We start from the raw sequence: 25,316 nt of genomic DNA, 5'->3' as shown, positions 1-25,316 counted from the left end.
TTGCGCGCATGAAAAAATTTGCAGTCAAGGCAGGCGGCGCCGCGCTGGCGCTGGCTGCGGCCGGCGTGCTGCTCGCCGGTTTCGCCGCGGTCGTCAGCCTGCGGCAGCTTCCCCCCGTCGATGCGCTGCGCGAGTACCGCCCGGACGTGCCGCTGCGGATCTTCACCAGCGACAACGTGCAGATCGGCGAGTTCGGCAGCGAGCACCGCGAATTCATCCCGTTCGAGAAGATGCCGCGCCAGATGACGCAGGCGCTGCTTGCCGCCGAGGACGACCAGTTCTACGAGCACGACGGCATCGACGTCCCGGGAATCTTCCGCGCCGCGCTGGCCAACCTGGGCCGAGGCTATGCGCAGGGCGCCTCCACGATCACGATGCAGGTGGCGCGCAACTTCTACCTGTCGCGCGAGAAGACGCTCGCGCGCAAGTGGTACGAGATCCTGCTGGCCTGGAAGATCGACCGTACGCTTTCGAAGGACCGCATCCTCGAGGTGTACATGAACCAGGTCTACCTGGGCGAGCATGCCTACGGCTTTGGCAGCGCGGCCCACGCCTATTTCGGCAAGCCGCTGGACCGGCTTTCGCTGGCCGAAACCGCCATGCTGGCAGGGCTGCCCAAGGCGCCCTCCACCATCAACCCGGTGGCGAACTTCACGCGCGCCAAGCGCCGCCAGGAATACGTGCTCGGGCGCATGCTGGCGCTCGGCATGATCAGCCAGGACCAGTACCGCGAAGCACGCTCCGCCCGGCTGGAGATTGCCCCCGACAGTGCCGGCCAGTTCGCCGGCCACGCGGAATATGTCGCGGAACTCGCGCGCCAGCTGGCACGCGACCGGTTCGGCGATGAAGCCTACACGCGCGGCCTGAACGTCTACACCACGGTGTCGTCGGTGCGGCAGACCATGGCCCACGACGCCGTGCGGCGCGGCCTGGACGGATACGGGCGGCGCCATCGACTCGCCGGTCCGGACAGCGGGCCGCAGGCAGCCCTGGTTTCGCTGGATGGCGACACGGGTGCCATCGAGGCCATGGTCGGCGGCGCCGACTTTGCCACCAATCGCTTCAACCATGCCACGCAGGCGCTGCGACAGCCGGGCTCGACCTTCAAACCCTTTATCTATGCGGCGGCGCTGGAACGCGGCGTGTCGCCGGGCACGCTGATCAACGATGCGCCGCTGGGCAACGGCTCGCGCTGGCAGCCGTCCAACGACGACGGCCGCTTCCTGGGCGCGGTCACGGTGCGCCAGGCCCTGGCCGACTCGCGCAACCTGCCGGCCATCCGCACGCTACAGACCATCGGCATTCCGTACGCGGTGGAATTCGCCAGCCGCTTCGGCTTTTCGCCCAAGCGGCTGCCGCGCTACCTGCCGCTGGCGCTGGGCACCGGCACGACGTCGCCGCTGCGGCTGGCGGCGGCCTACTCGGTGTTCGCCAACCAGGGCCATCGCGTCGAGCCATACCTGATCTCGCGCATTACCGACAGCGAGGGCAATGTGCTGTTTGCCGCCGACACCGGTGCGCAGCCGCCGCGCGTCATCAGCGAACGCAATGCCTTCGTGATGGACAGCCTGCTGCGCAGCGTGGTGGATGACGGCACCGGCACGGGCGTTCGACGCTACCTGCACCGGGAAGATGTCGCGGGCAAGACCGGCACCACCAACGACGCTGCCGACGGCTGGTTCGCCGGCTATGCCGGCAACGTGGTCACGGTGGCCTGGATGGGCTTTGACGATAACCACAGCCTGGGTGCCCGCGAATTCGGCGCGACCACGGCGCTGCCGATCTGGGCGTCGTATATGGAAGGCCGGCTCGCAGGCATCCCTGCGCGCGATGCCGCTGCGCCGTCCGGTGTCGTGCGCAGCGCGGGTGACTGGATGTATGCCGAGTACGCCGAAGGCAATCAGGGGATTGCCTCGCTGGGATTCCCGGCACCGCCGCCCGCGCCGGCGTCGGCACAGGACACTTCCGCCGCCCCCGTCACCAGCGAAGCCGTGGGCCTGCCCGGCCAGGCCGCCACGCCCGGCGTGCGCGACGACCGGACCAGCCTGTAGCCGGCGCGCCAGATCGCCTTCCACTCATCCCCCAACAACAAGAACCACAATGTCGAGCGTCAACGCGATATGGATCTGGTCGATCGCCGCCTTCACTACGGCCGGCGTGCTGATGCGGCCGCTGCGCCTGCCCGAGGCGTTCTGGGCCGTTGCCGGCGCCGTGCTGCTTTGCCTGAGCGGCTTGCTGGCCGTGCCCGACGCACTGGCCGCCGTCGCGCGCGGCCTGGATGTCTACCTGTTCCTGGCCGGCATGATGGTGATCTCCGAACTGGCGCGCAAGACGGGACTGTTCGACCATGTGGCGGCACTGGCTGTGCGGCGCGCGCGCGGTTCGGCGCGCAGCTTGTTCCTGCTGGTCTATGGCTTCGGCACGCTGGTCACCGCGTTCATGTCCAACGACGCCACCGCCGTGGTGCTGACGCCCGCGGTGCTGGCCGCCACGCGTGCGGCCAGGGTGAAAAACCCGCTGCCACACCTGTTCGCCTGCGCCTTCATCGCCAACGCGGCCAGCTTCGTGCTACCGATTTCCAATCCGGCCAACCTCGTGATCTTCGGCACGCGCATGCCGCCGCTGGCCGGCTGGCTGGCCCACTTTGCACTGCCATCGCTGGTGGCCGTGGTGGCCACGCTGGCGGCGCTGTACTGGACGCAGCGCACGGCGCTGGCCGAGCGCATCGACTGCGACGTGCCGGTACCGCCGCTGAGCCTGCAGGCGTGGCTGACGGCGATTGGCATTGTGCTGACCGGGCTGGCGCTGCTGATCGCCTCGCTGCGCGGCAGCGACCTGGGCTGGCCCACGTGCGCGGCAGGCGCGGCCACGCTGCTGCTGGTGTGCGCGACGCGGCGCGACCTGCTGGGGCCGGCCTTGCGCGAGATTTCCTGGGGCGTGCTGCCCATGGTGGCCGGGCTGTTCGTGCTGGTGGCGGCGCTGGAACTTACCGGCGTCATCCACTGGCTCGCCGGCATCGTGCAGGCAGCCTCGCAACACGACAGCCTGGCCGGGCTTGCGGGCATCGGCGCGGCAGTGGCACTGGGCGGCAACGTCGCCAACAACCTTCCGGCGGGGCTGATCGCCTCATCGGCGCTGGCGGCGGGTCATGCGTCCAACGCGGTGACTGGCGCGGTGCTGGTGGGCATCGACCTGGGGCCGAACCTGTCGGCGACCGGATCCCTGGCCACGCTGCTTTGGCTGACTGCCCTGCGGCGGGACGGACATATGGTCAGCGCCGGCCAGTTCCTGCGGCTCGGCGCGATTGTCATGCCGGCAGCCATGGTGCCGACGCTCGCGATCCTGGCACTGGTACGCTGAGCGCTGCCGGCGCTCCGGCGCTCCGGCGGTGCGCGGCTTCAGCCCTGAGCGTCAATCTGGACCGGGCTGCCAGCGCGCTGCGACAGCGCCCCCTGCCAGCGCAGGCGCGGCGCGCTCACGCGCACGGCGCGCCCATGATGTTCCACGACGTCCGCTTCCATCGTGGGCTGGGGCAGCGGCACCGTGGCGACATATAGCAACATCAGGCTGCTGCACGGAAACGCAATCGGCAAGATCACTGGCTGGTCCCTGGAAGATGGCCCGTCGGGGGGAAGAACCGCTGCCTGTCTGGCGCCGCGGTTCGGGAATTATGTGCGCTTGTCGGCGGCTTGCGTGACGGACTTGAGAGTTGTCATCAACAATTCATGAAGGCCTCGCGCCGTGTGCACCGCACATCGCTTGCGCGCCGCGCCGCAGGTTGTGGGGGCCGGCCATCTGCCATATAGTGGAGCACGGTGCACCACGCCGGCGGGCAAGGCGGGCGGCGCCATCCGCCCCTTTTTCTATTGAAGCGGCTTCCCATGACAGACAAGGATGCGGCGCATCACGGCGCAAAGAAGGCACCCGGCGACGCCGGTCCGGGGCGCGGCGAGCCAGGCGTATCGGACCGTATCCGCTCCCGCCTGCTGGCCGCCCGGGAACGCTTCCATGCCAATGACAATATCGCCCGCTATATCGAGCCGGGCGAGCTCGACGCGCTCCAGGAAGAAGTGCAGGCACGCCTGGAAGACGTGCTGCGCGCGCTGGTGATCGACGTGGACCAGGACCACAACACGCGCGAAACCGCGCGCCGCGTGGCCAAGATGTACCTGAAGGAGATCTTCGCGGGGCGCTACGCCAAGCCTCCTGCGGTGACGGAGTTTCCCAACGTGGAGCAGCTCAGCGAGCTGATGATCGTCGGGCCCATCCGCGTGCGCAGCGCCTGTTCGCACCACCTGTGCCCGATCATCGGCAAACTATGGGTGGGCGTGATGCCGAACCAGCATTCCAACCTGATCGGCCTGTCCAAGTACGCGCGCCTGGCCGAATGGATCATGTGCCGGCCACAGATCCAGGAAGAAGCCGTGGCCCAGGTGGCCGACCTGCTGCAGGAGAAGATGAAGCCCGATGGCCTGGCCATCGTGATGGAGGCCGAGCACTTCTGCATGCACTGGCGCGGCGTGCGCGACACCGACGCCAAGATGACCAACAGCGTGATGCGCGGCTCCTTCCTGAAGGACGGCAGCCTGCGCCGCGAATTCCTCGCGCTGCTCAACCGCAACGGCAAATAGCGCCGTCATCCGGAGCCCCAGCATGCTCGTCCGCCTGCTCTATGCCAGCCGTGCCCGCCAGGCGATCGACGCCGCCATGCTCGACGCCATCCTGGCCACCAGCCTGGAACGCAATCCGCGCCACGGCATCACCGGCGTGCTATGCCACGGCAACGGCGTCTTCCTGCAGGCGCTGGAAGGCGAGCGCCAGGAAGTGTCCCGCCTGTTCCAGGCGATCGCGCGCGATCCGCGCCACCATGACGTGGTGCTGCTGCACCTGGAAGACATCTGCGAGCGCGACTTCTCCGGCTGGTCCATGGGCCAGGTCAATGCCGCACGCATCAACACCGCCACCTTGCTGCGATTTTCCGCGCGCGCGGAACTGGACCCGTTCTGTACGTCCGGACAGGCCTCGCTGGCGCTGCTCCGGGAATTGAGCGCCGGCGCATCGGTCGTGGCCCGCGCGGCCGAACGGGGCCGGCCCTGAGTTCCGGCTCCGTACCGCACTGTTCACAGAAGGTCGGATCTTGCCGCGGCTATCGGCCGGCGGGCGCCGCCGCCTGAGCGTCGGCGCGTTCCGCTATACGGTCACCCGGCCGAACAGGCCGCATTCGAGATCGCTCTCGAATTCCTCGACCCATTCGCCGCCTGCGCCGGCTTCATAGGCGCTGCTGGCCTCGGTGCTCAGCCGGCGCACGCGGATGCGGCGCAGCGCGTTGCCGTTCACCTCGTCGGTAATGTCGAAGTCGTCGGGGACCATTCCCATCTGCCTGCATACCTGCGCGAACTGTTGCTGTTCCTCAGCGGAAAATTCGGAAAACGGTCTCGTAGCCATGGCATCCTCCGTCAGGTCATGAGATCGCCGCATGCGCGCAGCGGGAGCGTGCGTCACGCAGGAGGCGCGACGCAAAAAAGAAGTGCATGCCGGTGGCATGCATCGACCCACTGTAAGTTGTTGTTTCGGGGGTTCAGCTCTTGCGCCCGGTCTTCGCCACGAACGGCGTGGGTGCATGCTGTACCGTCTGGCTGCCGCACTTCGGACAACTGGGGTGTGCGCTCGCATGCTCGGCCACATGCTCGGTATGCTCGAACATGTGCCCGCACTTTTCACAACGGTACTGGTAGACAGGCATGGTGCACCTCCGGGCGGCAACACTTGCCGACAGGCATCGTTCGTGTTGCCGAATTCATTCTAGGCGTACGCGGCAAGGTGGCAAGTCCGATACCACGGCAGCGCCCGCCACGCCACTTCAGGATTGCGCTGCCTCAGCTTTCGTGTAACCCAAGGCTGGACGACCCTCAAAGCGTCAAGGAAACTAGCCGAAATACGATTCAACGGCGCACATAAGATAGCCAGAATCTCGGGGATTGTGGTGATGCAATAGCTCGTCTCAATCGGCCCTTGCCGGTTGACGTCCACAATTACCGAGGTCATTGTCAAATGTGTCTTGCCTGTAGGCATCTTCCGGCGCCCGTCTGCCGGTCGCAACGCAGTACCCGTCCCCGCCGCCCCGCCCTCCCCCTTGAACCGAAGCGCGCGCACCACCATCCGCGCGCAACGGCCGGAGGTCGGCCATGAATGAACCGCTCATACGTGTGGCCATTGCCGATGACCACCCGCTGGTCGTCACCGCCCTGCGCGACTGCCTGCAGCGGTCCGCACGTTTCCAGGTCGCCTGCGAATGCAATAGCGGCTCCGGGCTGGTCCAGGCGCTCGACGCGCAAGCGGCCGACATCGCCATCACCGACTTCTGCATGGGCCACGGCGATGCCACGCTGGATGGCTTCAACCTGCTCAACCGGCTGGCACGGCGCCATCGCGGCACGCGCATCGTCGTGGTCAGCGCGCAGTCGAACGCGGCCATCATCCGGCGCGCCGTCAAGCTAGGCGCGCGCGCCTTCGTCAGCAAGGAGGATGAACTCGAAGAGACCTTGCGCGCCTGCCTCCATGTCATGGGCAGCGACAGCCCCTACTACTCGCCCTACGTACGCAGGATTCTCGACAACGCGGCCATGGCGGATGCCCCCGCTACCGATCTCACGCCGCGCGAGCTGGAAGTCGTCAGGCTCTATGCGCAGGGCATGCAGCTCATTGAAATCGCGGCCAAGCTCGGGCGTTCGGTCAGCACCATATCGAGCCAGAAGACCGTTGCCATGCGCAAGCTCGGCGTGCATACCAATACCGGCCTGATCCGCTACGCCTACGAGAACGGACTGATCTGAGCGCCCATGCAGCAGCTCCTCGACAGTACCCGCGTGTCGCTGGCGAGCGCCTTCGACACGCTCGCGGACAATGCCCGCCGGCAACAGCATCTGTACTCGGCGACCATCGCCGTGCTGATCGCGCTGGTGGTATTCGCCGGCATCGTGCTCGCGGCGCTCGAAACAGACCAGCACCTGAGCCTGCAGCAAAGCCAGGTTGCCCGGTATGCCGCCTCCCTCTCGGAGCGCCTGGAAAGCGAGGCCGCCTTCCTGAAGCGCAGCGTCCTTGGCGTGCGTCGCTACCGTGAAGCGGGTCTGGCACAGATGCCGGACCCGGCCACGGTAGCCGCCGTCCGCGCGACCGGCGTTGCCCGCATTGCCGACACGCTCGCCGGACATGACTACTACCTGATGGCAGCGGCCGCGACCCGGCGGGCCTGGGGCACTTCCCTGCCCGCGCAGCTTGCACGCCTGCAGCAGATTGCGCTGGGCACGCTCGCGACGCAGCAAGCCTTTGGCCTTGACCACCGGGTCTACGTCCTTTCGCTTGAGAACGACAGTGCGGTCATCCTCATGCGGGAGCCACCTGCCGCGCAAGCCACGGTGTCGGTCCGTCCCGCGCTGATCGACACGCTGCGCGACACCATCACGCAAGCGATGCTGGACCGAACCGGCCATGCGCTACCGCATGGCAGCGAGCAGGTCTGGGCCGGTCCGGTGCGGGATCCGCTGACCGGCACGATGGTCATGCTGAGCGTCGGGGCGGCATATTCGGGGGATACACCGACCGTACTGCTTGTCGCATGCGTGCCGGTCGGCGACTTCCTGACACTGATCGAAGGCCCCGGAGAACCGGCGCAGCTCGCCCTGCTCAATCCAGCCGGCGAGGCCATCGACGTTGCCGCCCCGGCCTTGCCGGCCGAAGGCCTGGTGGTCAGCGTCATCCTGTCGCAGGCGCGGCGCCAGCCGCGCAATCTGTCGCACTACACGCGCCGCGGCGTGTTGATGGTGCAGCCACTGAAGCCCGCGTTCGGCACGCTGGTCTGTTTCCTGCCGTACGCGCTGCTGGTGCCGGCGCTTGCCCCCGCGCTGGCCGTGATCCTCGGCGTGGCGCTGCTGCTGATCGGTGCCATCGTTCTGAGTGCGCGCTACTGGGACCGCCAGCTGCTGCGCCGGACCCATTCGGAGGCGGCGCGCGCGCTGGAGAACGAGATCCTGAACCAGATCCTCGTCAGCGCCACGCCTGTCGGCCTGTGCATCGTCCGGCAGCGCGACTACGTGGTGCTGACATCAAACCAGCTTGCGCAGTCACTGCTGCGGCTGGACCGGGTCGACACCTTGCCCGCGCCGGTGACGGAGGCCTTCGAACGCCAGCCACCGTCCACCGAAACCGGGCAGCTCGCACCGATCGCACGCTTCACCGTCGCTGCGCCAGGCTGCCGCGGCGACGACAGCGATGAGGACAGCGGTGACGGCGACACGCAGCGCTACCTGCAGGTCACGTATGCGCCCGCGCGCTACCGCGACGACAAGGTCCTGTTCTGTGCCGTGCAGGACGTCACCACCCAGCAGGCGCTGGAACAGCAGTTGCGCTCGGCACAGCAGGCCACCGAGGCCATGATGCGTGCGCGATCGCGCTTCTTCGCGGCCATGAGCCACGAAATCCGCACGCCGCTCAATGCCCTGATTGGCAACCTCGAACTGCTCGCGCGCAGCCCTGGGCTGGAAAGCCACGCCCAGCGGCTGCAGGCGCTGGGCACCGCGGCGGACGGCCTGCGGCGCATCGTCAACGACATCCTGGACTTCTCGAAGATCGATGCCGGCAAGCTGCAACTGGAGAGCAAGCCATTCCAGCTGGCCCACGCGCTGGAAGGCCTGGCGCTGACTTACGCGCCCATGGCCACGGAACGCGGCATCCGGCTCAGCCTGCAACTGGCCCCCGAACTGGACCGCGAAGTGTGCGGGGACTGCATGCGTCTGACGCAGGTCGTCAATAACCTGCTGAACAACGCCTTCAAGTTCACCACGAGCGGCCGCATCACGCTCAGCGGCAGCTACGGAACGGACGCGCAGGGCCGGCATACGCTGACCTGCCGCGTCAGCGACTCGGGCATCGGCATGCCGCCCGCGCTGAGCGAACGCGTCTTCCAGCCCTTCGTGCAAGGCGATGCCGTCGCCGCCAGCCGCTACGGCGGCACCGGTCTCGGTTTGTCGATCTGCGCGCGCCTGTGCGAGCTGATGGGCGGCAGCATCGGCGTGCAGAGCGTGCAGGACGTGGGCAGTGCCTTCACCATTACCGTGCCATTGCCGCCAGCCGGCGACGATGCGGCGGCTGGCAACGGACCCGGCGTCATGCCCGCCCGTCGCGGCAATGTCATGGTGCTGTGCCATGACACCGGGACCGGCAAATGCCTGGAAGCCTGGCTGGCCACTGCGGGTTGGCGAACCCACGTGCTGGCATCGCTGGCCGCCGCCCGCGAACACCTGGAAAGCCACCATCCGCAGGTGATTGTCGCCACCGAGGAATACCATCCGGACGCGTTCGCGGCACTGCATGCGCTGAGTTCCGCGCCCATGGTCTGGCTGACGCCGGAAGGCCCCCACCGGCCCCGGCAACGCGCACCCGGCATCCTCGAAGTGACGAGCTTCAGCCACAGCGCCCTGCTCGCCTGCGTGGCATCCGCGCTGCCGGGCCCGCCGGACGGAACCGCATCGTCGCCCGCGGCCGGTGACGCGGAGCCGCCCACGGCGCACGCGTCGTTGCCCTTGCCCGATTCCGCCGGGCTGACCATCCTCGTCGCCGAGGACAATCCGCTGAACCAGGCGCTGATCGGCGAACAACTGCGCGCCCTGGGTTGCCGGCCCATCGTCACCGGTAACGGCAAGCAGGCACTGGCGGTCGCGGAAACGACCCATGTGGATGCCGTCCTGACCGACATCCACATGCCGTTCATGAACGGCTACGCCCTGCTGGATGCCCTGCGCGCCTTGCATCCCGGCCTGCCGGTACTCGCGTTCAGCGCCCTTGCCCAACAGGAGCAGGGCGAGGACTGGCAGCAGCGCGGCTTCAGCGGCTACATCACCAAGCCCGCGTCGTTGCGCGAGCTTGGCCAGGCGCTGCGCGACTTGCCCACCACGCAGGCACACGAGGTGCAGGCCGCCAGTGCCGACCAGGAACACTACACGGGCCTGCTGCGCGAACAACTGCAGACCGACTTGCCCGAGCTTGCGCAAATCCTGGCCGAGAGGGACGTGCGGGCACTGCAGCGATGGGCGCATCGCGCCGCGGGCGGATTCAGGATCGTCCGGCAGCGCGCGCTGCAAGGGCACTGCCGCGAAGTCGAGCGGATCTGCCTCGGAGAGCACCGCTGGACTCCGGCCATTGCCGCCGCAGGCGAAGCATTGCAGACGCTGGCGCAGCGCTACACCGGCCATGCCCCGTCGGCAAGCGCGCAGGACCGCCCCTGATTCCAGCCGGCTGACAAGCGCTTACCACATTCCGCGCATTTGCGGGCAACGCCCCAGGCGCCGATAATGGCGGGGCCGTGCCCGGCCTCGCGGGCGCGGCCTTGCCGCCCTTGTTTGCCGCTCCTGTCTTCCGCATGTCGCCACATCAAGGCCTTCCCCAGCCGCAGCGCACCTGGGCCATCCTCACCGTTTTCTGCGGGCTGATCATGGCCGTGCTGGACGGTTCGATCGCCAATATCGCGCTGCCCTCGATCTCGCGCCAGCTGCAGGCCGAGCCGTCGAACACCATCTGGGTGGTGAACGCCTATCAGCTTACCGTCACGGTATGCCTGCTGCCGCTGTCATCGCTGGGCGATATCCTGGGATACAAGCGTGTGTACCGCGCCGGACTGGCCACCTTCCTCGTCGGGTCGCTGCTGTGCGCGCTGGCGGTCAACCTGCCCATGCTGGTGGCGGCGCGCGTGCTGCAGGGCCTGGGCGGTGCCGGCATCATGAGCGTGAATACGGCGCTGGTGCGCTACATCTATCCGCCCACGCGCCTGGGCCGCGGCATCGGCCTGAACGCGCTGGTGGTCGGCGTGACCACGGCGGTGGGCCCCTCGCTCGGGGCACTGATCCTGTCGCTGGCGAGCTGGCAATGGCTGTTCGCGGTGAACGTGCCGGTGGCGATCTTCGCGCTGGCGCTCAGCCGCAGCGCGCTGCCCGAAACGGCGCCCCAGCCGCGCGAGTTCGACTATCCAAGCGCCGTGCTGTCGGCAGTGGTCTTCGGGCTGTTCATCCTGGGCGTCGATGGCCTCGGCCATGCCGGCCTGCGTGCCGCCGGTGCGGCCGCCGTAGGCGTCACGTTCGTGCTGGGCTGGCTCCTGGTACGGCGCCAGCACGGCCGTCCGGCACCGCTCGTGCCCGTAGACCTGTTCGCCAGCCGGGCCTTCACCCTGGCGGTCGGCACTTCGTTCTGCTCATTCATGACGCAGATGCTGTCCTTCGTGGCCCTTCCGTTCTTTCTCGAATACCAGCTGGGCCGGTCGCTGCATGAAACCGGGCTGCTGATCACGCCCTGGCCGTTGACGGTGGCGCTGATGGCGGCGCTGTCGGGACGGCTGTCGGACCGCTATCCCGCCAGCATCCTGGCGGGCCTCGGGCTGGCGCTGCTTGCGGCCGGCCTGCTCGGCCTGGCGTTGCTCGGGCGTGATGCCGGCAGCCTCGACATCGCCTGGCGCATGGCGATGTGCGGGCTTGGCTTCGGCCTGTTCCAGTCGCCGAACAACCGCGCCATGATCGGTGCCACGCCGCCCGCGCGCAGCGGCGGCGCCAGCGGGGCGCAGGCAACCACGCGGCTGCTCGGGCAGACCACCGGCACGGCCGTGGTGGCACTGCTGTTCAGCCTGGATGAAACCGGCGGCGCGCGCTCCGCGCTCTATGTGGCGGTGGGCATGGCTGCGCTGGGCGCGGTAATCAGCCTGAGCCGGCTGCGCGATGCCGGACCTGCCCGGCGCACGCAGGCAACCGCCGAACCTGACGCCTGACGTCCCCGGTACGTGCCCTATACTGGATCAAGGGCGCCGGTTATGTCACGTCGGCGCCCGGCACCTGACCGGGGGGAGTGCCGCCTTGCTTGACTGGAGGCTGCTATGTTCCAGCACCTGCTGCTCCCTGTTGACGGTTCGCCCCTTTCCGAATCCGCGTTCCGCCAGGGCATTGCCTTCGCCCGCGACGCCGGGGCCCGTGTCACGGCGCTCCAGGTGATCCCCGATTTCCACACCTACACCTACCAGGTCGAAATGCTGGCCAGCACGCGCGACCAGTACGCGCGCGATGCCACCAAGGCTGTCGAGGACTACCTCGACACGATGGCCGCCGAGGCTGCGGCGGCGGAAGTCGCCTGCGACACCGTAGCGGTCATCCACGACCATCCCTACGAGGCCATCATCAACACCGCGGTGGAAAAGGGCTGCGACCTGATCGTGATGGCATCGCACGGGCGGCGCGGCCTGCAAGGGGTGCTGATCGGCAGCGAGACGCAGAAGGTACTCACGCACAGCCGCATCCCTGTGCTGGTGTACCGCTGACGATACCGGCAGCGCGGAGGGGGCCGTTCCGATGCGCGGCAGCATGCAGCGGTATGTGGCCTTCCCTGCCATGCGCGAGCCCCGGACCGACGGATTGCGCCGGCCCCGTCAGTCTCCATCCTGACCGAGTCAGGCTGGCAGGCGCTTGCATTGTCCGGGGGCAGCCGAACGGACCCGACGCACGCGTCCTGTTTTCCGTTACACGGAGGCAGCCATGAAAAACGAGACACGCCTTGCCACAACCCGCTATCTGCGCCGGCCCGCGTCCACGGTCCCGCTCGCCAGCCCGGCGCGCCGCCGCGTGCTGCACGCGGCGGCAGCGGCTGCCCTGGCCGCCGAGCTTGGCACGCTGGCCAGCCCGCGTCCCGTACATGCCGCCGCCAGACGGACGCTGAAGATCCTGCAGTGGAACCATTTCGTGCCGGGCTACGACACCTGGTTCGACGGCACCTATGTCAAGGAATGGGGGCAGCGCCACGACACCGAGGTCATCGTCGACCATGTCGGCATCCCGGCGCTGGCTACGCGCGCCGCGGCCGAGGTCTCGGCCCAGAAAGGGCACGACCTCTTCATGTTCCTGTCGCCGCCGCCTGTGTATGAGGAGCAGGTCATCGACCACCGCGAGATCTATGAGGAATGCCAGCGCAAGCATGGCAAGCCGGTAGAACTGGCGGTCCGCAGCACGCTCAACCCCAAGACGCGCAAGTACTTCGCCTTCTCCGACAGCTTCGTGCCCGATCCGGTCAACTACCGCAAGGATCTTTGGGATGAAGCCGGCATGGCAGCACCTGACAGCTGGGACGATGTGCTGACGGCCGGGCGCAAGATCAAGCAGTCGAAAGGCATCCCGGTCGGCATCGGACTGTCCGCCGAACTGGACACGGCCATGGCCATGCGGACCATCCTCTTTGCGTATGGCGGCTCGGAACAGGACGAGCGCGGCAATGTCGTGCTGAACTCGCGCAATACGCTCGAAGCCGTCAAGTACGTGCGAGCGCTGTACCGCGACACCATGACGCCGGAGGTACTTGCCTGGGATCCCTCCTCGAACAACCGCGCCATGCTGGCGGGCAAGATCTCGCTATGCCTGAATGCCATCTCCATCACGCGCGAGGGCGAGAACAAGAACCTGCCCGTCACGCCGGACATCTGGCTGACGCAGGCCCTGCGCGGCCCGGCGCAGCGCATTTGCCTGGAACACGTGATGGACTGCTACGTCATCTGGAAATTCGCCGAGAACATCGCAGGCGCGAAGCAGTTCCTGGTGGACTACATCGACAACTTCCGCAAGGCCTTCCTGGCCAGCGAGTTCTACAATTTCCCGTGCTTCGCCAGCACCGTGCCGGACCTGAAGAAGCTGATCGATGAAGACCCCAAGGCCAAGCCGGGGACCAAGTACCGGGTACTTGGCAACCTGATGGCGCAGGCCACCAATGTCGGCTATCCCGGCCATGCGAACGCCGCCATCGACGAGATCTTCAACACCTGGGTACTCAACACCATGTTCGCAAGGGCCGCGACCGGCGACGCCTCGCCGGAGGACGCCATCCGCGATGCCGAAGCCGCCTGCAAGCGGATCTTTGCCAAATGGCGGGCCAGGGGGCTGGTATGAACGCCAGCGCCGCCTCTGCGCCTGCGCACCATGGCCACGGTCGAAACACACGCCCTCACCAAGCGCTTTGACGGCGGCAATGCCGTCGACGGCATCGACCTGGCCGTGCGCGAAGGCGAGTTCCTGGTGCTGCTGGGCCCGTCCGGCTCCGGCAAGACCACCCTGCTGCGCATGATCGCCGGCCTGGAGACGCCTACCTCCGGCGACGTGCTGGTGAACGGCAGCATCGTCACCGGCCTGCCGCCGCGCCTGCACAACATGGCCATGGTGTTCCAGAGCTACGCGCTCTACCCGCACCTCACGGTGGCCGCCAACATCGCCTTCCCGCTCGAGGCCCGGCACATGCCGCGCCAGGCCGTGGACGAGAAAGTCAGGTGGGCGGCCGCACTGTTCGGCATCGAACCGTTGCTGGCACGCAAGCCGCGCCAGCTGTCCGGCGGCGAGCGGCAGCGCGTGGCCCTGGCGCGGGCCGTGGTGCGCGACCCCGTGGCCTTCCTGCTGGATGAGCCGCTGTCCAACCTCGACGCCAAGCTGCGCACCTCGGCGCGCGAGGAACTGCAGCAGATCCAGCGCCGCCTGGCCACCACCACGATCTACGTCACCCATGACCAGGTCGAAGCTCTGGCGCTGGGCGACCGCATCGCCGTGCTCGACCGCGGGCGCATGCATCAGATCGGCACGCCGGGCCAGGTTTACCAACGGCCGGCGGACCGCTTTGTTGCGACGTTCATCGGCTCTCCGCCAATGAACCTGCTTGCAGCGGGCAAGGTGGAGACAGGATTCCGGCCCGAGCATTTCCTGCCGCGCGAGGTCTTCGCCGCAGGCGAGCCGCTGGAGGACTACCCGCTGAACATCATCCGCATCGAGAACCTGGGCTCCGACCGCCTGGTGTATGGGCTGCTGGAACCGCCACAACCGCCAGTGAAGGTCATCTCGCGCATCCCCTGCACGGTCAGCGTGGCACTGCAGGCCGGCACGCGCCACCGCTTTGCCGTGCGGCACGCCGACCTGCACCACTTCAATGCCGGCTCCGGCGCGAGCCTCGATCCCGCTGCGCCATGAACGTCCATCTGCCCGCGTCGCTGGAAGCCAGCCATGGCGGCGCCGCCCGCGCCCCATGGGAAGAACGCTGGCTGGGTACTCTGATGCTGGCGCCGGCGCTGCTGTACATTGCACTGCTGCTGGCCTTCCCGTTCCTGCTGTCGATCTGGTACAGCCTGTCCGATGCCACCGTCGGCAGCCACGCCCTGCAATTTGTCGGCCTGGAGAATTTCCGTCGCGTCGTGCACAACGCGACGTTCTGGCGCTCGCTGCGCAATGCGCTGGTCTTCACGCTGGTATCGCAGGTGCTGGTGGTCGTGCTGGCGAAGGTCCTCGCGCTGGCCCTGGCGCATGACTTTCCCGGCAAATGGCTGGTGCGCCTGCTGATCCTGCTGCCGTGGGTGGCGCCGATCTCGCTGGGGTCGATCGGCTGGCTGTGGATCTTCGACCCGGTCTACAGCATCATCAACTGGACCTTGCAGGCGCTCGGCGTATTCGGCCCCGGCGTCTGGCCGGTGTGGCTGGGGCAGCCCACGCTGGCCATGGCATCGGTGATTCTGGTCGATGTCTGGCGCCTGCTGCCTCTGGCCACGGTGATCATCCTGGCCGGCATGCAGGGCATCCCGCAAGACCTGCATGACGCCGCCGCCATGGATGGCGCCGGCTTCTGGCGGCGCCTGTTCCGCATCGACCTGCCGCTGCTGATGCCCGTCATGCTGGTGGCCCTGTTGTTCGGCATCGTCTTCACGCTGACCGACATGATCATCATCTACGTGCTCACGCGGGGCGGCCCCTACGACACCACGCAGGTGCTGGCGAGCCTGGCCTTCTTCACGGGGATCCAGGGTGGCGACCTGGCCGAGGGCGCGGCCATCTCGCTATTCCTTTTCCCGCTGCTGGTGGCGGCCGTGGTCCTGCTGCTGACCGTGGCCCACCGCACCGAGGTGACCTGACATGGCCGCCGTCATCGCGACCGGCGGCAAGCCGGGCAAATGGTTCGCGCCGCGCTGGCGCGCGCGCGGCGCACGCGTGCTCGTGTTCGTGACGCTGGCCGCATTTGCCATGTTCTGCGCCTTCCCCTTTTACTGGATGTTGGTGACGACCTTCAAGGACGTCCACGACCTGATCAACACCGCCAACAATCCCTTCCTGTTCAACCAGCCTCCTACGCTGGAAAACCTGCGCGTACTGTTCCACGACACGCAGTACCTGCGCTGGCTGCTCAATACCTTGCTGGTGGGCGTACTGGTGGTGCTCATCACGCTGGCACTGGCGGTGCCGGCCGGCTACAGCCTGGCACGCCTGTCTGGCAGGCATGGACGCCAACTGGCGATCGCCATCTTCCTGACCTACCTGATTCCGCCGACGATCCTGTTCATCCCGTTCTCCCGCATCGTCGGCGCGCTCGGGCTGCAGGACTCGCTGTGGTCGCTGGTGCTGGTGTATCCCAGCTTCACCGTGCCGTTCTGCACCTGGCTGATGATGGGCTTCTTCAAGGCCGTCCCACGCGACATCGAAGAGGCAGCGATGATGGATGGCCTGAGCCGCTTCGGCGCCTTCCTGAAAGTGGTGGTGCCGCTGTCCTCGGCGGGCATCCTGACCGTGGTCATCTTCACGCTGACGCTGGTGATGCAGGAATTCGTCTACGCGCTCACCTTCATCACCAGCTCTTCGCAGTACACGGTCAGCGTGGGCGTGCCGACGTTCCTGGTGCGCGGCGATGTCTATTTCTGGGGATCGCTGATGGGGGCGTGCCTGATTGTCAGTGTGCCGGTGGCCTTGCTCTACAACCTGTTCCTTGACCGCTTCGTGACCGGCTTCACCGTGGGCGCAATCAAATAGCCGCGCCCGCTGGCAAGGCGTGGCAGCCGGCTCACTCGGCCTTCGCGCCCGACTCCTTCACCACCTTCGCCCACTTGGCGATTTCCGCGCGCTGGTAGCTGGCAAGCTTCTCGGGCGTACCAAGGACCGGTTCAAGCCCCAGCGTCCTGAGCTTTGCCTGCACGTCCGGCAGCGAGTAGATGCGGTTGAATTCGGCGTTGAGCCTTGCCACCACGTCCTTCGGCGTATTGGCCGGCGCGAAGATCGCGAACCAGGAATCCGCCTCGAAGCCGGGCAGGCCCTGCTCGGCCAGCGTGGGAATGTCCGGTGCCGACGGCGAGCGCTTCGCGCTGGTGACGCCGAGCGCGCGCAGCTTGCCCTCCTTCACCACCGGCAGCGCCGACGGCAGGTTGTCGAACATCATCGTGATATGGCCGCCGAGCAGGTCCGGAATCGCCATGGCCCGACCCTTGTACGGGACATGGACGATCTTCACGCCGGCCATGGAATTGAACAGCTCCCCCGCGACGTGCAGAGAGGTCCCGACGCCCGGAGTGCCGAAGGTCAGGCCACCGGGCTTCGCCTTGGCCAGCGCGATCAGCTCGGCTATGTTCTTCGCCGGCACGTCCGGATGCACGACCAGCACATTGGGTGTCGTCGCGACCAGGACCACGGGCGTGAAATCCTTGACCATGTCGTACGGCATCTTGCTGTAGAGCGCACCGTTGATCGAGTGCGTGCCCACCGTGCCCATCGCCAGCGTGTAGCCATCGGCCGGCGCATGGGCCACGGCCTCGGCGCCGATATTGCCACCGGCGCCGGGCTTGTTGTCGACCACGACCGGCTGCCCCCATGCGGGCGAAATCTTCTCGGAGACAATGCGCGCCAGCGTGTCCGGCGCGCCACCGCTGGGAAAGCCGACCACCATCCGGATCGGCTTGCTCGGATAGGCCTGCGCCTGCGCGGCGGGCGCACTGAACACAACGGCCGCGGCGAGCGCCGCCGCGGCAAGGGAACTGACTCGCATCGATGGTCTCCTGGCTGGCCGGCACCTGCGTGGGCGCCGGCTGTTCTGGTCGGAAAATCCGGGACTACACCGCGATACCGCCAAACTCCTGCATGACCTTCTCGTGCAGGCGCCGCATGCCACGCAGCCACCGATCATAGTCCTGCCCCTTGCGGCGATAGTATTCCAATACCTCCGGATGCGGCAGGATCAGAAATCGTTCGTCGACCATGCCTTCGATCGTGGCGCCGGCCACGTGCTCGGGCGTGACCGATCCTTCCTGCAGGAAGCCCTTGCGCTCGCCGTTCTCGCCGAACAGCATATTGGTCTGCACGCCCTGCGGGCAGATGCAGCTCACCTTGATGCCGCGGTCGCCATAGGTGATCGACAGCCATTCCGCGAAGCCAATGGCCGCATGTTTGGTCACCGCATACGGCGCCGAACCGATCTGCGACAGCAGGCCCGCTGCCGACACGGTATTGACGAAATAGCCATCGCCACGCTCCAGCATCTGCGGCAGCACGGCCTTGGCCGCATGGATGTGCGCCATGACGTTGATGTCCCAGATGCGCTGCCACTCCTCGGCGCTGGCGTCGAGCCCCTTGCGCAGGATGATCCCGGCGTTGGAACAGAACACATCGACCTGGCCGAAGCGGCGCGTCGCCTCGTCCGTCAGCGCCTGCACCGCGGCGGCATCGGCGACATCCACCGCCTGCCCGAACACCTTGCAGTCCGGCGCGGCCGCCTGCACTTCTGCCGCCACCGTGGCAGCCCCGGCTGCGTTGAGGTCGGCGATGGCCACGCCGCGCGCGCCGGCCCGGGCAAATGCCAGGGCCAGCGCCCGGCCAATGCCCGTGGCGGCGCCGGTCACGACGACGGTCTTGTCTTTGACTTGCATGCTTTTGTCTCCTCGTCTGAGTCTGCTTTCAGTTGGCTTCGCGCGCGCCGGACGCTGCCGGCGCCGTACGTGTCGATCCTTGCCGCCCGGCACCGGCCTGCCACAGCCGCGCCTGCAGCGCCTGGGCCAGTTCGCGGATACGCGGGCCCAGGTTGCTTTCCAGGATTTCCGGCGAGAGCCGCGTCGCGGCGCCGCCGATGTTCAGCGCCAGCACCTCGCCGCTGCCTTCGAGCCGCAGCGGCGCCGCGGCCCCGCTGACGGTGCGGTCCCACTCGGCGTGGGCCACGCAGAAGCCGCACCGCGCATGGTCGCGCAGCGAGCGCTCGATCTTGCTGCGCACCGGCGCCCAGCGCGCGCCGTAGTGACGCTCCAGCTCGGCGAGCGCGGCTTCGCGGTGCGCGCTGTCCAGCCCGGCCAGCCACGCGCGCCCCATGGCCGAGGTGGCCATCGGCAGCCGCGCGCCGGGCGCAAGCCGGATCACCAGCGCGCCGCGCGGCTGGCACGATTCCAGGTAGACCATCGCATGGCGGTCAGGCATGGCCAGCGCAACGGTGCAGTCGGTCGTGAACGCGAGCGACTGCATCAGCGGCTGCGCGATCTCGCGGATGCCCGCGCCCGAGATGTAGCGATGCCCCAGCACCATTGCACCCTGCCCCAACCGGTACTTCTCCATCGACTCGATATAGGTGAGGTAGCCCAGCGAGGCCAGCGTGTAGGTGAGGCGCGACACGGTGGGCCGCGGAATGCCGGTGCGGCGTGACAGCTCGGCATTGCCCAGGTAGTCGTCATGCGGCCCGAACGCACGCAGCAGTTCCATGCCGCGCGCGAGCGCGGTGACAAAGTTGCGGTCTTCGGCCGGCTCCGCCGCGCCGCAGGGCATGGCGGGCATGACGTGGGCGGCGTCGGGCGGCGGTGCCGGGATGGAGGTCGAGCGCTTCATGCAGGGCTGAGTATTGTCCTGCCTGACTAGATACCAGTTCCGGCGGCCCCCGCCCCTGGCTATGTAGGGAAAACATGTGCGCCAGAAACGCCATCTATATATAGCCGAATCAATGGGTTAGCCCAATTCTCACCCCATCGCGCGGGATCATGCTGTCAATTCGAGCAGCAGCGAATGGCAACGGCCGCCCCTTTGGATTCGCATGCTTATCATCTATGATGTGATTCACGTCATCATCGTATTGCCATCTTGAGGCTCCCATGGAGCAAAAGACCGCTCGGCTTACGCTGCTCATCGATCCCGACAAGAAGGCTGCCTTCGAGCACCTTTGCGCACAGCAGGATCTGACCGCCTCGCAGGTGATCCGGCGCCTCATCCGCGACTACCTGGTCCAGCATGGCGTCCAATATGTCCCTAGCGGCGTGGACACGGCCAAAGCGGAAGCCAATGGCAACGAGAGGCCACCGATGGAGCTGCCGTCGCGGCGCGGTGCGGCGCCCCCCGCCAAGCGCCGGGCAGCCCGTCGCGGAGCCTGAGCCATGAGCAGCGTGCCCCCTCTCGCGCAATGGCTCCATCTCGACTGGATCCTGATCGTGGTTGGCGCCTGGCTGCTTGTCGGCGTGGCAGGAATCCTGGTGCTGCATCGGTTTGCCCTGGTATCCCGCGTGCTATTCCCCATCGGGGGAGCATTGGGACTGGCCCTGTCCGGTCTTGCGCTGCACGCTGTGTTCGGCACGCCTGAAGCTGCCGTGCTGCCGATCGGCCTGCCCGCGCTGCCGTTCCACGTCCGGCTCGACAGCCTGTCGGCCTACTTCCTGATGGTCATGGGGGGCGCAGCGGCTGGCATTTCGACGTTTGCGGCAGGCTACTTCCGCAAGGGGGAAGGCACGCCGCCGGGCCTGCTTTGCCTTGAATACCATCTGTTTCTCGCCAGTATGGCCGGGGTGATCCTGGCAGACGACGCGTACTCGTTCATGGTGATGTGGGAAACCATGGCGTTGTCTTCATTCTTCCTGGTAACCGCCAACCACCGCATCGCCGAAGTGCGCGCCGCAGGCTATCTCTACATCACGATGGCCCGCATCGGGGCGATCGCGATCCTGCTGTGCTTTGGCGTGCTGCAGGCCAACACCGGCGACTACACGTTTGCCAATATGCGCGCCCAGGCGCTGACGCCGTTCTGGGCCTCCGCCGGCTTCCTGCTCGCCCTGTTCGGGTTCGGCGCCAAGGCTGGCATCCTACCGCTGCACGTCTGGCTGCCGGAGGCGCATCCGGCTGCGCCCTCGCCGGTATCGGCAATGATGAGTGGCGTCATGCTCAACACGGCAATCTACGGCTTGTTGCGCGTGTGCTTCGACTTGCTGCAGATGCGTCTGTGGTGGTGGGGCGGATTGCTGCTCGCGGTTGGGCTGGCCACCGCGCTGTTCGGCGTGGTCTTCGCCGCGGTGCAGACCGACATGAAGCGGCTGCTGGCCTATTCGTCAGTCGAGAACATGGGCCTGCTCTTCGTTGCCATGGGCCTGACGCTGCTGTTTTCGGCCTACGGCATGAGGCCAATGGCCGCCCTGGCGCTGACGGCTGCGCTCTATCATGTCGCCAGCCATGCCTTCTTCAAGAGCCTGCTCTTTCTGGGAACCGGCAGCGTGCTGCACGCCACCGAGGAGAGAAGCCTCGGCAAGCTGGGTGGATTGATTCGCTATATGCCCTGGGTGGGCTGGCTGACGCTGCTGGGCGTGCTGGCCAGCGCGGGGCTGCCGCCGCTCGGCGGCTTCGTCTCGGAGTGGCTGCTGCTGCAAAGCTTCCTGTTCACGCCGGGTCTTCCCGAACCGATACTGACCATGCTGATCCCGGTGGTTGCCGCGCTGATCGCGCTGGTGGCGGCGCTGGCCGGCTACACCATGGTCAAGTTCTTCGGCGTGATCTTCCTCGGCCAGCCCCGCGAGCCCAAGCTGGTCCACGCGCACGACACCGGCCGCTGGGAGCGGGCGGGCATGCTGTGGCTGGCGCTGGGCTGTATCGCGCTTGGCCTGCTGCCGACGCAATTCGTCCAGCTGATCGATCCGGTGACGCAGCAGCTGGTGGCAAGCGGACTGGGCGCCCGGACCGCGGCCAGTGACTGGTTGCTGGCACCCAATGGGCAGGCCCAGGCCAGCTACGGGCCGGTCATTTTCCTGCTCGGCATTCTGGCCAGTTTTGCGCTCGCCTTTCTGCTGGTGCGCCGCTTCTACCACGGCCGGCTTCGCCGCAGCCCGCCGTGGGCTTGCGGCTTCCCATGGGGCACCGCGCGCATGCAGGACACGGCCGAGGGTTTCGGTCAGCCGATCCGCCAGATCTTTGAACCGTTTTTCCTGATGCGCCGTGACTTGCCGACGCCATTCGATGAACAGCCGCGCTACCGGGTCACGGTGGCGGACCATTTCTGGCGCTGGCTGTACGTCCCGGTGATCGATCTGGCGTCGTATCTGGCCCGGCTGATTGGCCTGATGCAGCAGGGACGCATCTCGGCGTACCTGCTGTACAGCTTCCTGACCCTGGCCGCCACGCTGCTGGCCGTGATGTGATGAGGGCTACATGAGCCTGACGGGGATTCTGTCACAGCTGATCGAGATCGTGATCTCGATTACGCTTGCGCCCCTGCTGACCGGCTGGGTCAATCAGTGGCGGGCCTGGCTGCAGAACAAGTCGGCGCCCAGCATCTGGCAGCCGTACCGAATGCTGCACAAGCTGTTTAACAAGGAATCGGTGATTGCAGATAACGCGTCGCCATTGTTTCGCGCCACGCCTTATGTGGTGTTCGGCTGCATGGCGCTGGCCTGCTCGATCGTCCCTACAGTGTCCACGGACCTGCCGCTGGCTCCGGCCGCGGACGCGATCGCCCTGGTCGGCCTGTTCGCGCTGGCGCGGGTCTTCATCTCGCTGGCGGCAATGGACGTCGGCACCGCTTTCGGAACCCTCGGTGCGCGGCGCGAAATGCTGGTCGGCTTCCTGGCGGAACCGGCGCTGCTGATGGTGCTGTTCTCCGCCTCGCTGGTCTCCAAGTCAACCTCGCTCACCACCATTGTCGAGACGATTGCGCACCGGGACCTGGCCATCTATCCGGGACTGGCGTTTGCCGGCGTGGCGTTCACCATGGTATCGCTGGCCGAGAACGCCCGCGTGCCGGTCGACAACCCCGCCACCCACCTCGAGCTCACGATGATCCACGAGGCGCTGATCCTGGAATACTCGGGCCGGCACCTGGCGCTTCTGGAGTGGGCGGCAAGCCTGAAGCTGTTTGCCTATTCCTGCATCGGCCTGGCGCTGTTCTTTCCGTGGGGAGTCGCGGAAGCGCAGGCTCCCCTGGCCATGCTGCTGGCGCTGCCCGCGCTGCTGTTCAAGCTCATCGTGGGTGGAATCCTGCTGGCGGCGCTGGAAACGGTGAGCGCCAAGATGCGCATCTTCCGCGTGCCGGAATTTCTGGCCACCGCTTTTCTGCTGGCGGTGATCGGCATGCTGGTCCACCTGCTGCTGGCTCACTGAGCACCCGGCAATGACTGCGCTCCTCACCCAGTTCGTCAACCTCCTTGGTGCGGTGCTCCTGATCCTCGCCTTCGCCATGATCTCGCAGCGACGAATCCTGTCGCTGATCAACCTGTTCACGCTACAGGGCGCGACGCTGGCAGTGGCCACCGCCGTCGTCGGCTACGTGACGGGCCAGCCGCACCTTTACCTGTCGGCCGGCCTGACCGCCATGCTCAAGGTGCTGCTCATCCCCTACCTGCTGCACCGCGTTATCGATCGTCTCCAGATCCGCCGCGATGTCGAGACGCTGATCAACATTCCCACCACGATGCTGATCGGCATCCTGGTGGTGATCTTCGCCTTCAATCTCACCATGCCAATCGCGCGGCTGTCGCTGAAGCTCGCCAGCGGCACGCTGGGCATTGCGCTGGCCTGCGTGCTGTTGTCCTTCCTGATGATGATCACGCGCTCCAAGGCGGTGCCGCAGGTCATCGGCTTCCTGGCAATGGAGAATGGCCTCTTCTTCGCGGCCACCGCCGCGACCTACGGCATGCCGATGGTGGTCGAGCTGGGCATCGCGCTGGATGTGCTGATCGGCGTGCTGATCCTAGGTGTGTTCATGTTCCAGATCCGTGAGCAGTTCGACAGCCTGGATATCCGCCATCTTGAAAAACTGAAGGAGGATTGAGTTGATTGCGCTTGCCCTGTTGCTCGCATGTCCGCTCGCCGGCGGGCTGGTACTGGCTCTGGTGGGGCATCGCGAGCGCGCACGCGACATCAATGTCGCCTTCAGCCTGGGGACGTTCCTCGCCTCCTGTGTCCTGACGGCGCAAATCGTCGCCGACGGCCCGATGCTGGTCTGGAGCCGGGAGTTCTACATTGACCCGCTGAACGTATTCCTCGTAGCGCTGACCGCATTCGTGGGCCTGACCACCTCGATCTTTTCGCGGCCGTACATGCGGGTGGAGCACGACCACGGCAAGATGACGCCGCCGCGGCTGCGCCTGTACCACAGCATGTACCAGCTCTTCACCTTCACCATGCTGCTGGCGCTGACGACCAACAATATGGGCATCATCTGGGTCGCGATGGAAGCTGCCACGCTGACGACGGTGCTGCTGGTAAGCGTCTACCGCACTGCGGCCAGCCTGGAGGCGGCATGGAAGTACTTCATCCTGTGCGGGGTGGGCATTGCCCAGGCGCTGTTCGGCACGGTGCTGCTCTACATGGCCGCCGAGAAAGTCATCGGCGCGGAGGGTGGCGCGTTGCTGTGGACCAATCTGGACGCGGTCAAGCACCAGCTCGATCCCAACATCATCACGCTGGCGTTCGCCTTCCTGTTTATCGGCTATGGCACCAAGGTCGGGCTGGTCCCGCTGCACAACTGGCTGCCGGACGCGCACGCGGAAGGCCCTACCCCCGTGTCGGCCGTGCTCTCCGGCCTGCTGCTCAATGTGGCGCTCTATGCCGTGCTGCGCTGCAAGGTGCTGACCGATGCGGCACTGGGCAACCATCTCACCGGCCGCCTGATGATGGGATTCGGCCTGGTATCGGTGGTGGCAGCCGTCTTCTTCCTGATCCGGCAGCGCGACATCAAGCGCATGTTTGCGTATTCATCCATCGAGCACATGGGGATGATGACCTTCGCCTTCGGCATGGGCGGACCGATCGCCAGCTATGCCGGCCTGCTGCACATGACGGTGCATTCGCTGGTCAAGTCTGCGATCTTCTTCGCCGTCGGCCACGCCGCGCAGAAAGCGGGCACGCAAGTCATGGACGACATCCGCGGACTGATCCGCGTCAGCCCCACGGTGGGTTGGGGCCTGATGCTGGGGGCGCTCGCCATCCTGGGCATGCCGCCGTTTGGCGTCTTCGCCAGCGAGTTCCTGATCGTCACCACCGCCATGCGCGAGCAGCCGTGGGCTACGCCCTTCCTGCTGATCGCACTCGGGTTGGCGTTCGCGGCGGTGTTCAGCCGGGTGCAGCCAATGGTCTTCGGCGACACCACGCTCAAGCCGCTGGCGCATCCGCCAGCCCTGGTCCCGGTGTTCACACACCTCGCCCTGGGGCTGATGCTGGGTCTCTATGTCCCGCCGTATCTCAACACCTGGTACCGGCAGGCCGCCGCAATGCTGGGGAGCTGAGCCG

At 66.8% G+C, this 25,316-nt stretch carries 22 protein-coding genes and 1 pseudogene; 17 read left to right on the top strand and 6 right to left on the bottom strand.

Annotation, left to right across the window (positions count from 1 at the left end; translation table 11 throughout):
- The first annotated feature begins 8 nt into the window (after window positions 1–8).
- Window positions 9–2,051 (top strand): PBP1A family penicillin-binding protein, encoded by a 2,043-nt coding sequence (locus tag CupriaWKF_RS24290; protein ID WP_276101005.1) that lies wholly within the window; start codon window positions 9–11, stop codon window positions 2,049–2,051.
- 49 nt (window positions 2,052–2,100) lie between these two features.
- Window positions 2,101–3,360, top strand: coding sequence for an arsenic transporter (locus CupriaWKF_RS24285; protein WP_276101004.1), 1,260 nt, complete (start codon window positions 2,101–2,103; stop codon window positions 3,358–3,360).
- 38 nt (window positions 3,361–3,398) lie between these two features.
- Here CupriaWKF_RS24285 and CupriaWKF_RS24280 read toward each other — a convergent pair whose 3' ends face one another.
- The gene (locus CupriaWKF_RS24280) at window positions 3,399–3,563 is read right to left on the bottom strand and encodes an arsenite efflux pump ArsB (RefSeq protein ID WP_276101003.1); all 165 of its coding nucleotides are present in this window, start codon (window positions 3,561–3,563) and stop codon (window positions 3,399–3,401) included.
- A 318-nt stretch (window positions 3,564–3,881) separates the two neighbouring features.
- Between CupriaWKF_RS24280 and folE the strand changes: the two genes are divergently transcribed.
- A complete protein-coding gene (gene folE, locus CupriaWKF_RS24275) occupies window positions 3,882–4,631 on the top strand; it encodes a GTP cyclohydrolase I (protein ID WP_276101002.1) in 750 nt (249 codons plus the stop codon).
- 22 nt (window positions 4,632–4,653) lie between these two features.
- Complete coding sequence (locus CupriaWKF_RS24270; RefSeq protein WP_276101001.1) at window positions 4,654–5,097, top strand: BLUF domain-containing protein; 444 nt, start codon at window positions 4,654–4,656, stop codon at window positions 5,095–5,097.
- Between the two features lie 93 nt (window positions 5,098–5,190).
- Here CupriaWKF_RS24270 and CupriaWKF_RS24265 read toward each other — a convergent pair whose 3' ends face one another.
- Entirely contained in the window at window positions 5,191–5,445 is a 255-nt protein-coding gene (locus CupriaWKF_RS24265) for a hypothetical protein (protein ID WP_276101000.1), read from the bottom strand.
- Window positions 5,446–5,578: 133 nt separating this feature from the next.
- Window positions 5,579–5,743: a zinc ribbon domain-containing protein gene (locus tag CupriaWKF_RS24260; protein ID WP_276100999.1), complete on the bottom strand. Its 165-nt coding sequence runs from the start codon at window positions 5,741–5,743 to the stop codon at window positions 5,579–5,581.
- 442 nt (window positions 5,744–6,185) lie between these two features.
- Here CupriaWKF_RS24260 and CupriaWKF_RS24255 point away from each other — a divergent pair, with 442 nt between their 5' ends.
- From CupriaWKF_RS24255 to CupriaWKF_RS24220, 8 genes are all read left to right on the top strand, one after another.
- Complete coding sequence (locus CupriaWKF_RS24255; RefSeq protein WP_276100998.1) at window positions 6,186–6,833, top strand: response regulator transcription factor; 648 nt, start codon at window positions 6,186–6,188, stop codon at window positions 6,831–6,833.
- A gap of 6 nt (window positions 6,834–6,839) precedes the next feature.
- Window positions 6,840–10,280 (top strand): ATP-binding protein, encoded by a 3,441-nt coding sequence (locus CupriaWKF_RS24250; protein ID WP_276100997.1) that lies wholly within the window; start codon window positions 6,840–6,842, stop codon window positions 10,278–10,280.
- A gap of 134 nt (window positions 10,281–10,414) precedes the next feature.
- Entirely contained in the window at window positions 10,415–11,806 is a 1,392-nt protein-coding gene (locus CupriaWKF_RS24245) for an MFS transporter (RefSeq protein WP_276100996.1), read from the top strand.
- A gap of 105 nt (window positions 11,807–11,911) precedes the next feature.
- Window positions 11,912–12,349: a universal stress protein gene (locus CupriaWKF_RS24240; RefSeq protein WP_276100995.1), complete on the top strand. Its 438-nt coding sequence runs from the start codon at window positions 11,912–11,914 to the stop codon at window positions 12,347–12,349.
- A 214-nt stretch (window positions 12,350–12,563) separates the two neighbouring features.
- Window positions 12,564–13,961 carry an extracellular solute-binding protein gene (locus CupriaWKF_RS24235; RefSeq protein ID WP_276100994.1) on the top strand — a complete coding sequence of 466 codons (1,398 nt, stop codon included), beginning with the start codon at window positions 12,564–12,566 and terminating at the stop codon, window positions 13,959–13,961.
- A gap of 30 nt (window positions 13,962–13,991) precedes the next feature.
- Window positions 13,992–15,023: an ABC transporter ATP-binding protein gene (locus CupriaWKF_RS24230; protein WP_276100993.1), complete on the top strand. Its 1,032-nt coding sequence runs from the start codon at window positions 13,992–13,994 to the stop codon at window positions 15,021–15,023.
- A complete protein-coding gene (locus tag CupriaWKF_RS24225; RefSeq protein WP_276100992.1) occupies window positions 15,020–15,955 on the top strand; it encodes a sugar ABC transporter permease in 936 nt (311 codons plus the stop codon). The genes CupriaWKF_RS24230 and CupriaWKF_RS24225 overlap by 4 nt, the downstream gene beginning before the upstream one ends.
- 1 nt (window position 15,956) lies before the next feature.
- Complete coding sequence (locus CupriaWKF_RS24220) at window positions 15,957–16,844, top strand: carbohydrate ABC transporter permease (protein ID WP_276100991.1); 888 nt, start codon at window positions 15,957–15,959, stop codon at window positions 16,842–16,844.
- Window positions 16,845–16,875: 31 nt separating this feature from the next.
- On the opposite strand, the gene CupriaWKF_RS24215 is transcribed toward CupriaWKF_RS24220, so the two are convergent.
- The 3 genes from CupriaWKF_RS24215 to CupriaWKF_RS24205 form a co-directional block, all read right to left on the bottom strand.
- Window positions 16,876–17,850 (bottom strand): tripartite tricarboxylate transporter substrate binding protein, encoded by a 975-nt coding sequence (locus CupriaWKF_RS24215; protein ID WP_276100990.1) that lies wholly within the window; start codon window positions 17,848–17,850, stop codon window positions 16,876–16,878.
- A 64-nt stretch (window positions 17,851–17,914) separates the two neighbouring features.
- Window positions 17,915–18,727 (bottom strand): SDR family oxidoreductase, encoded by an 813-nt coding sequence (locus tag CupriaWKF_RS24210; protein ID WP_276100989.1) that lies wholly within the window; start codon window positions 18,725–18,727, stop codon window positions 17,915–17,917.
- A gap of 28 nt (window positions 18,728–18,755) precedes the next feature.
- Complete coding sequence (locus CupriaWKF_RS24205) at window positions 18,756–19,667, bottom strand: IclR family transcriptional regulator (RefSeq protein ID WP_276100988.1); 912 nt, start codon at window positions 19,665–19,667, stop codon at window positions 18,756–18,758.
- A gap of 260 nt (window positions 19,668–19,927) precedes the next feature.
- Between CupriaWKF_RS24205 and CupriaWKF_RS34385 the strand changes: the two are divergent.
- From CupriaWKF_RS34385 to CupriaWKF_RS24180, 5 genes and pseudogenes are all read left to right on the top strand, one after another.
- Window positions 19,928–20,077 (top strand): annotated as a pseudogene (locus tag CupriaWKF_RS34385) (ribbon-helix-helix protein, CopG family); the annotation flags it as partial.
- A 129-nt stretch (window positions 20,078–20,206) separates the two neighbouring features.
- Window positions 20,207–22,228 (top strand): hydrogenase 4 subunit B, encoded by a 2,022-nt coding sequence (gene hyfB / locus CupriaWKF_RS24195; protein WP_276100986.1) that lies wholly within the window; start codon window positions 20,207–20,209, stop codon window positions 22,226–22,228.
- A 10-nt stretch (window positions 22,229–22,238) separates the two neighbouring features.
- Complete coding sequence (locus CupriaWKF_RS24190) at window positions 22,239–23,186, top strand: NADH-quinone oxidoreductase subunit H (RefSeq protein ID WP_276100985.1); 948 nt, start codon at window positions 22,239–22,241, stop codon at window positions 23,184–23,186.
- A gap of 10 nt (window positions 23,187–23,196) precedes the next feature.
- Window positions 23,197–23,856, top strand: a complete 660-nt coding sequence (locus CupriaWKF_RS24185) for a formate hydrogenlyase (protein ID WP_276100984.1) — start codon at window positions 23,197–23,199, stop codon at window positions 23,854–23,856.
- Window position 23,857: 1 nt separating this feature from the next.
- Complete coding sequence (locus tag CupriaWKF_RS24180; protein ID WP_276100983.1) at window positions 23,858–25,312, top strand: hydrogenase 4 subunit F; 1,455 nt, start codon at window positions 23,858–23,860, stop codon at window positions 25,310–25,312.
- The last annotated feature ends 4 nt before the right edge of the window (window positions 25,313–25,316 follow it).

It is taken from the genome of Cupriavidus sp. WKF15 (assembly GCF_029278605.1).
Taxonomy (GTDB): Bacteria; Pseudomonadota; Gammaproteobacteria; order Burkholderiales; family Burkholderiaceae; genus Cupriavidus.
The sequence above is the reverse complement of the archived record's forward strand: the minus strand, read 5'-3'. Positions and strand labels throughout refer to the sequence as shown.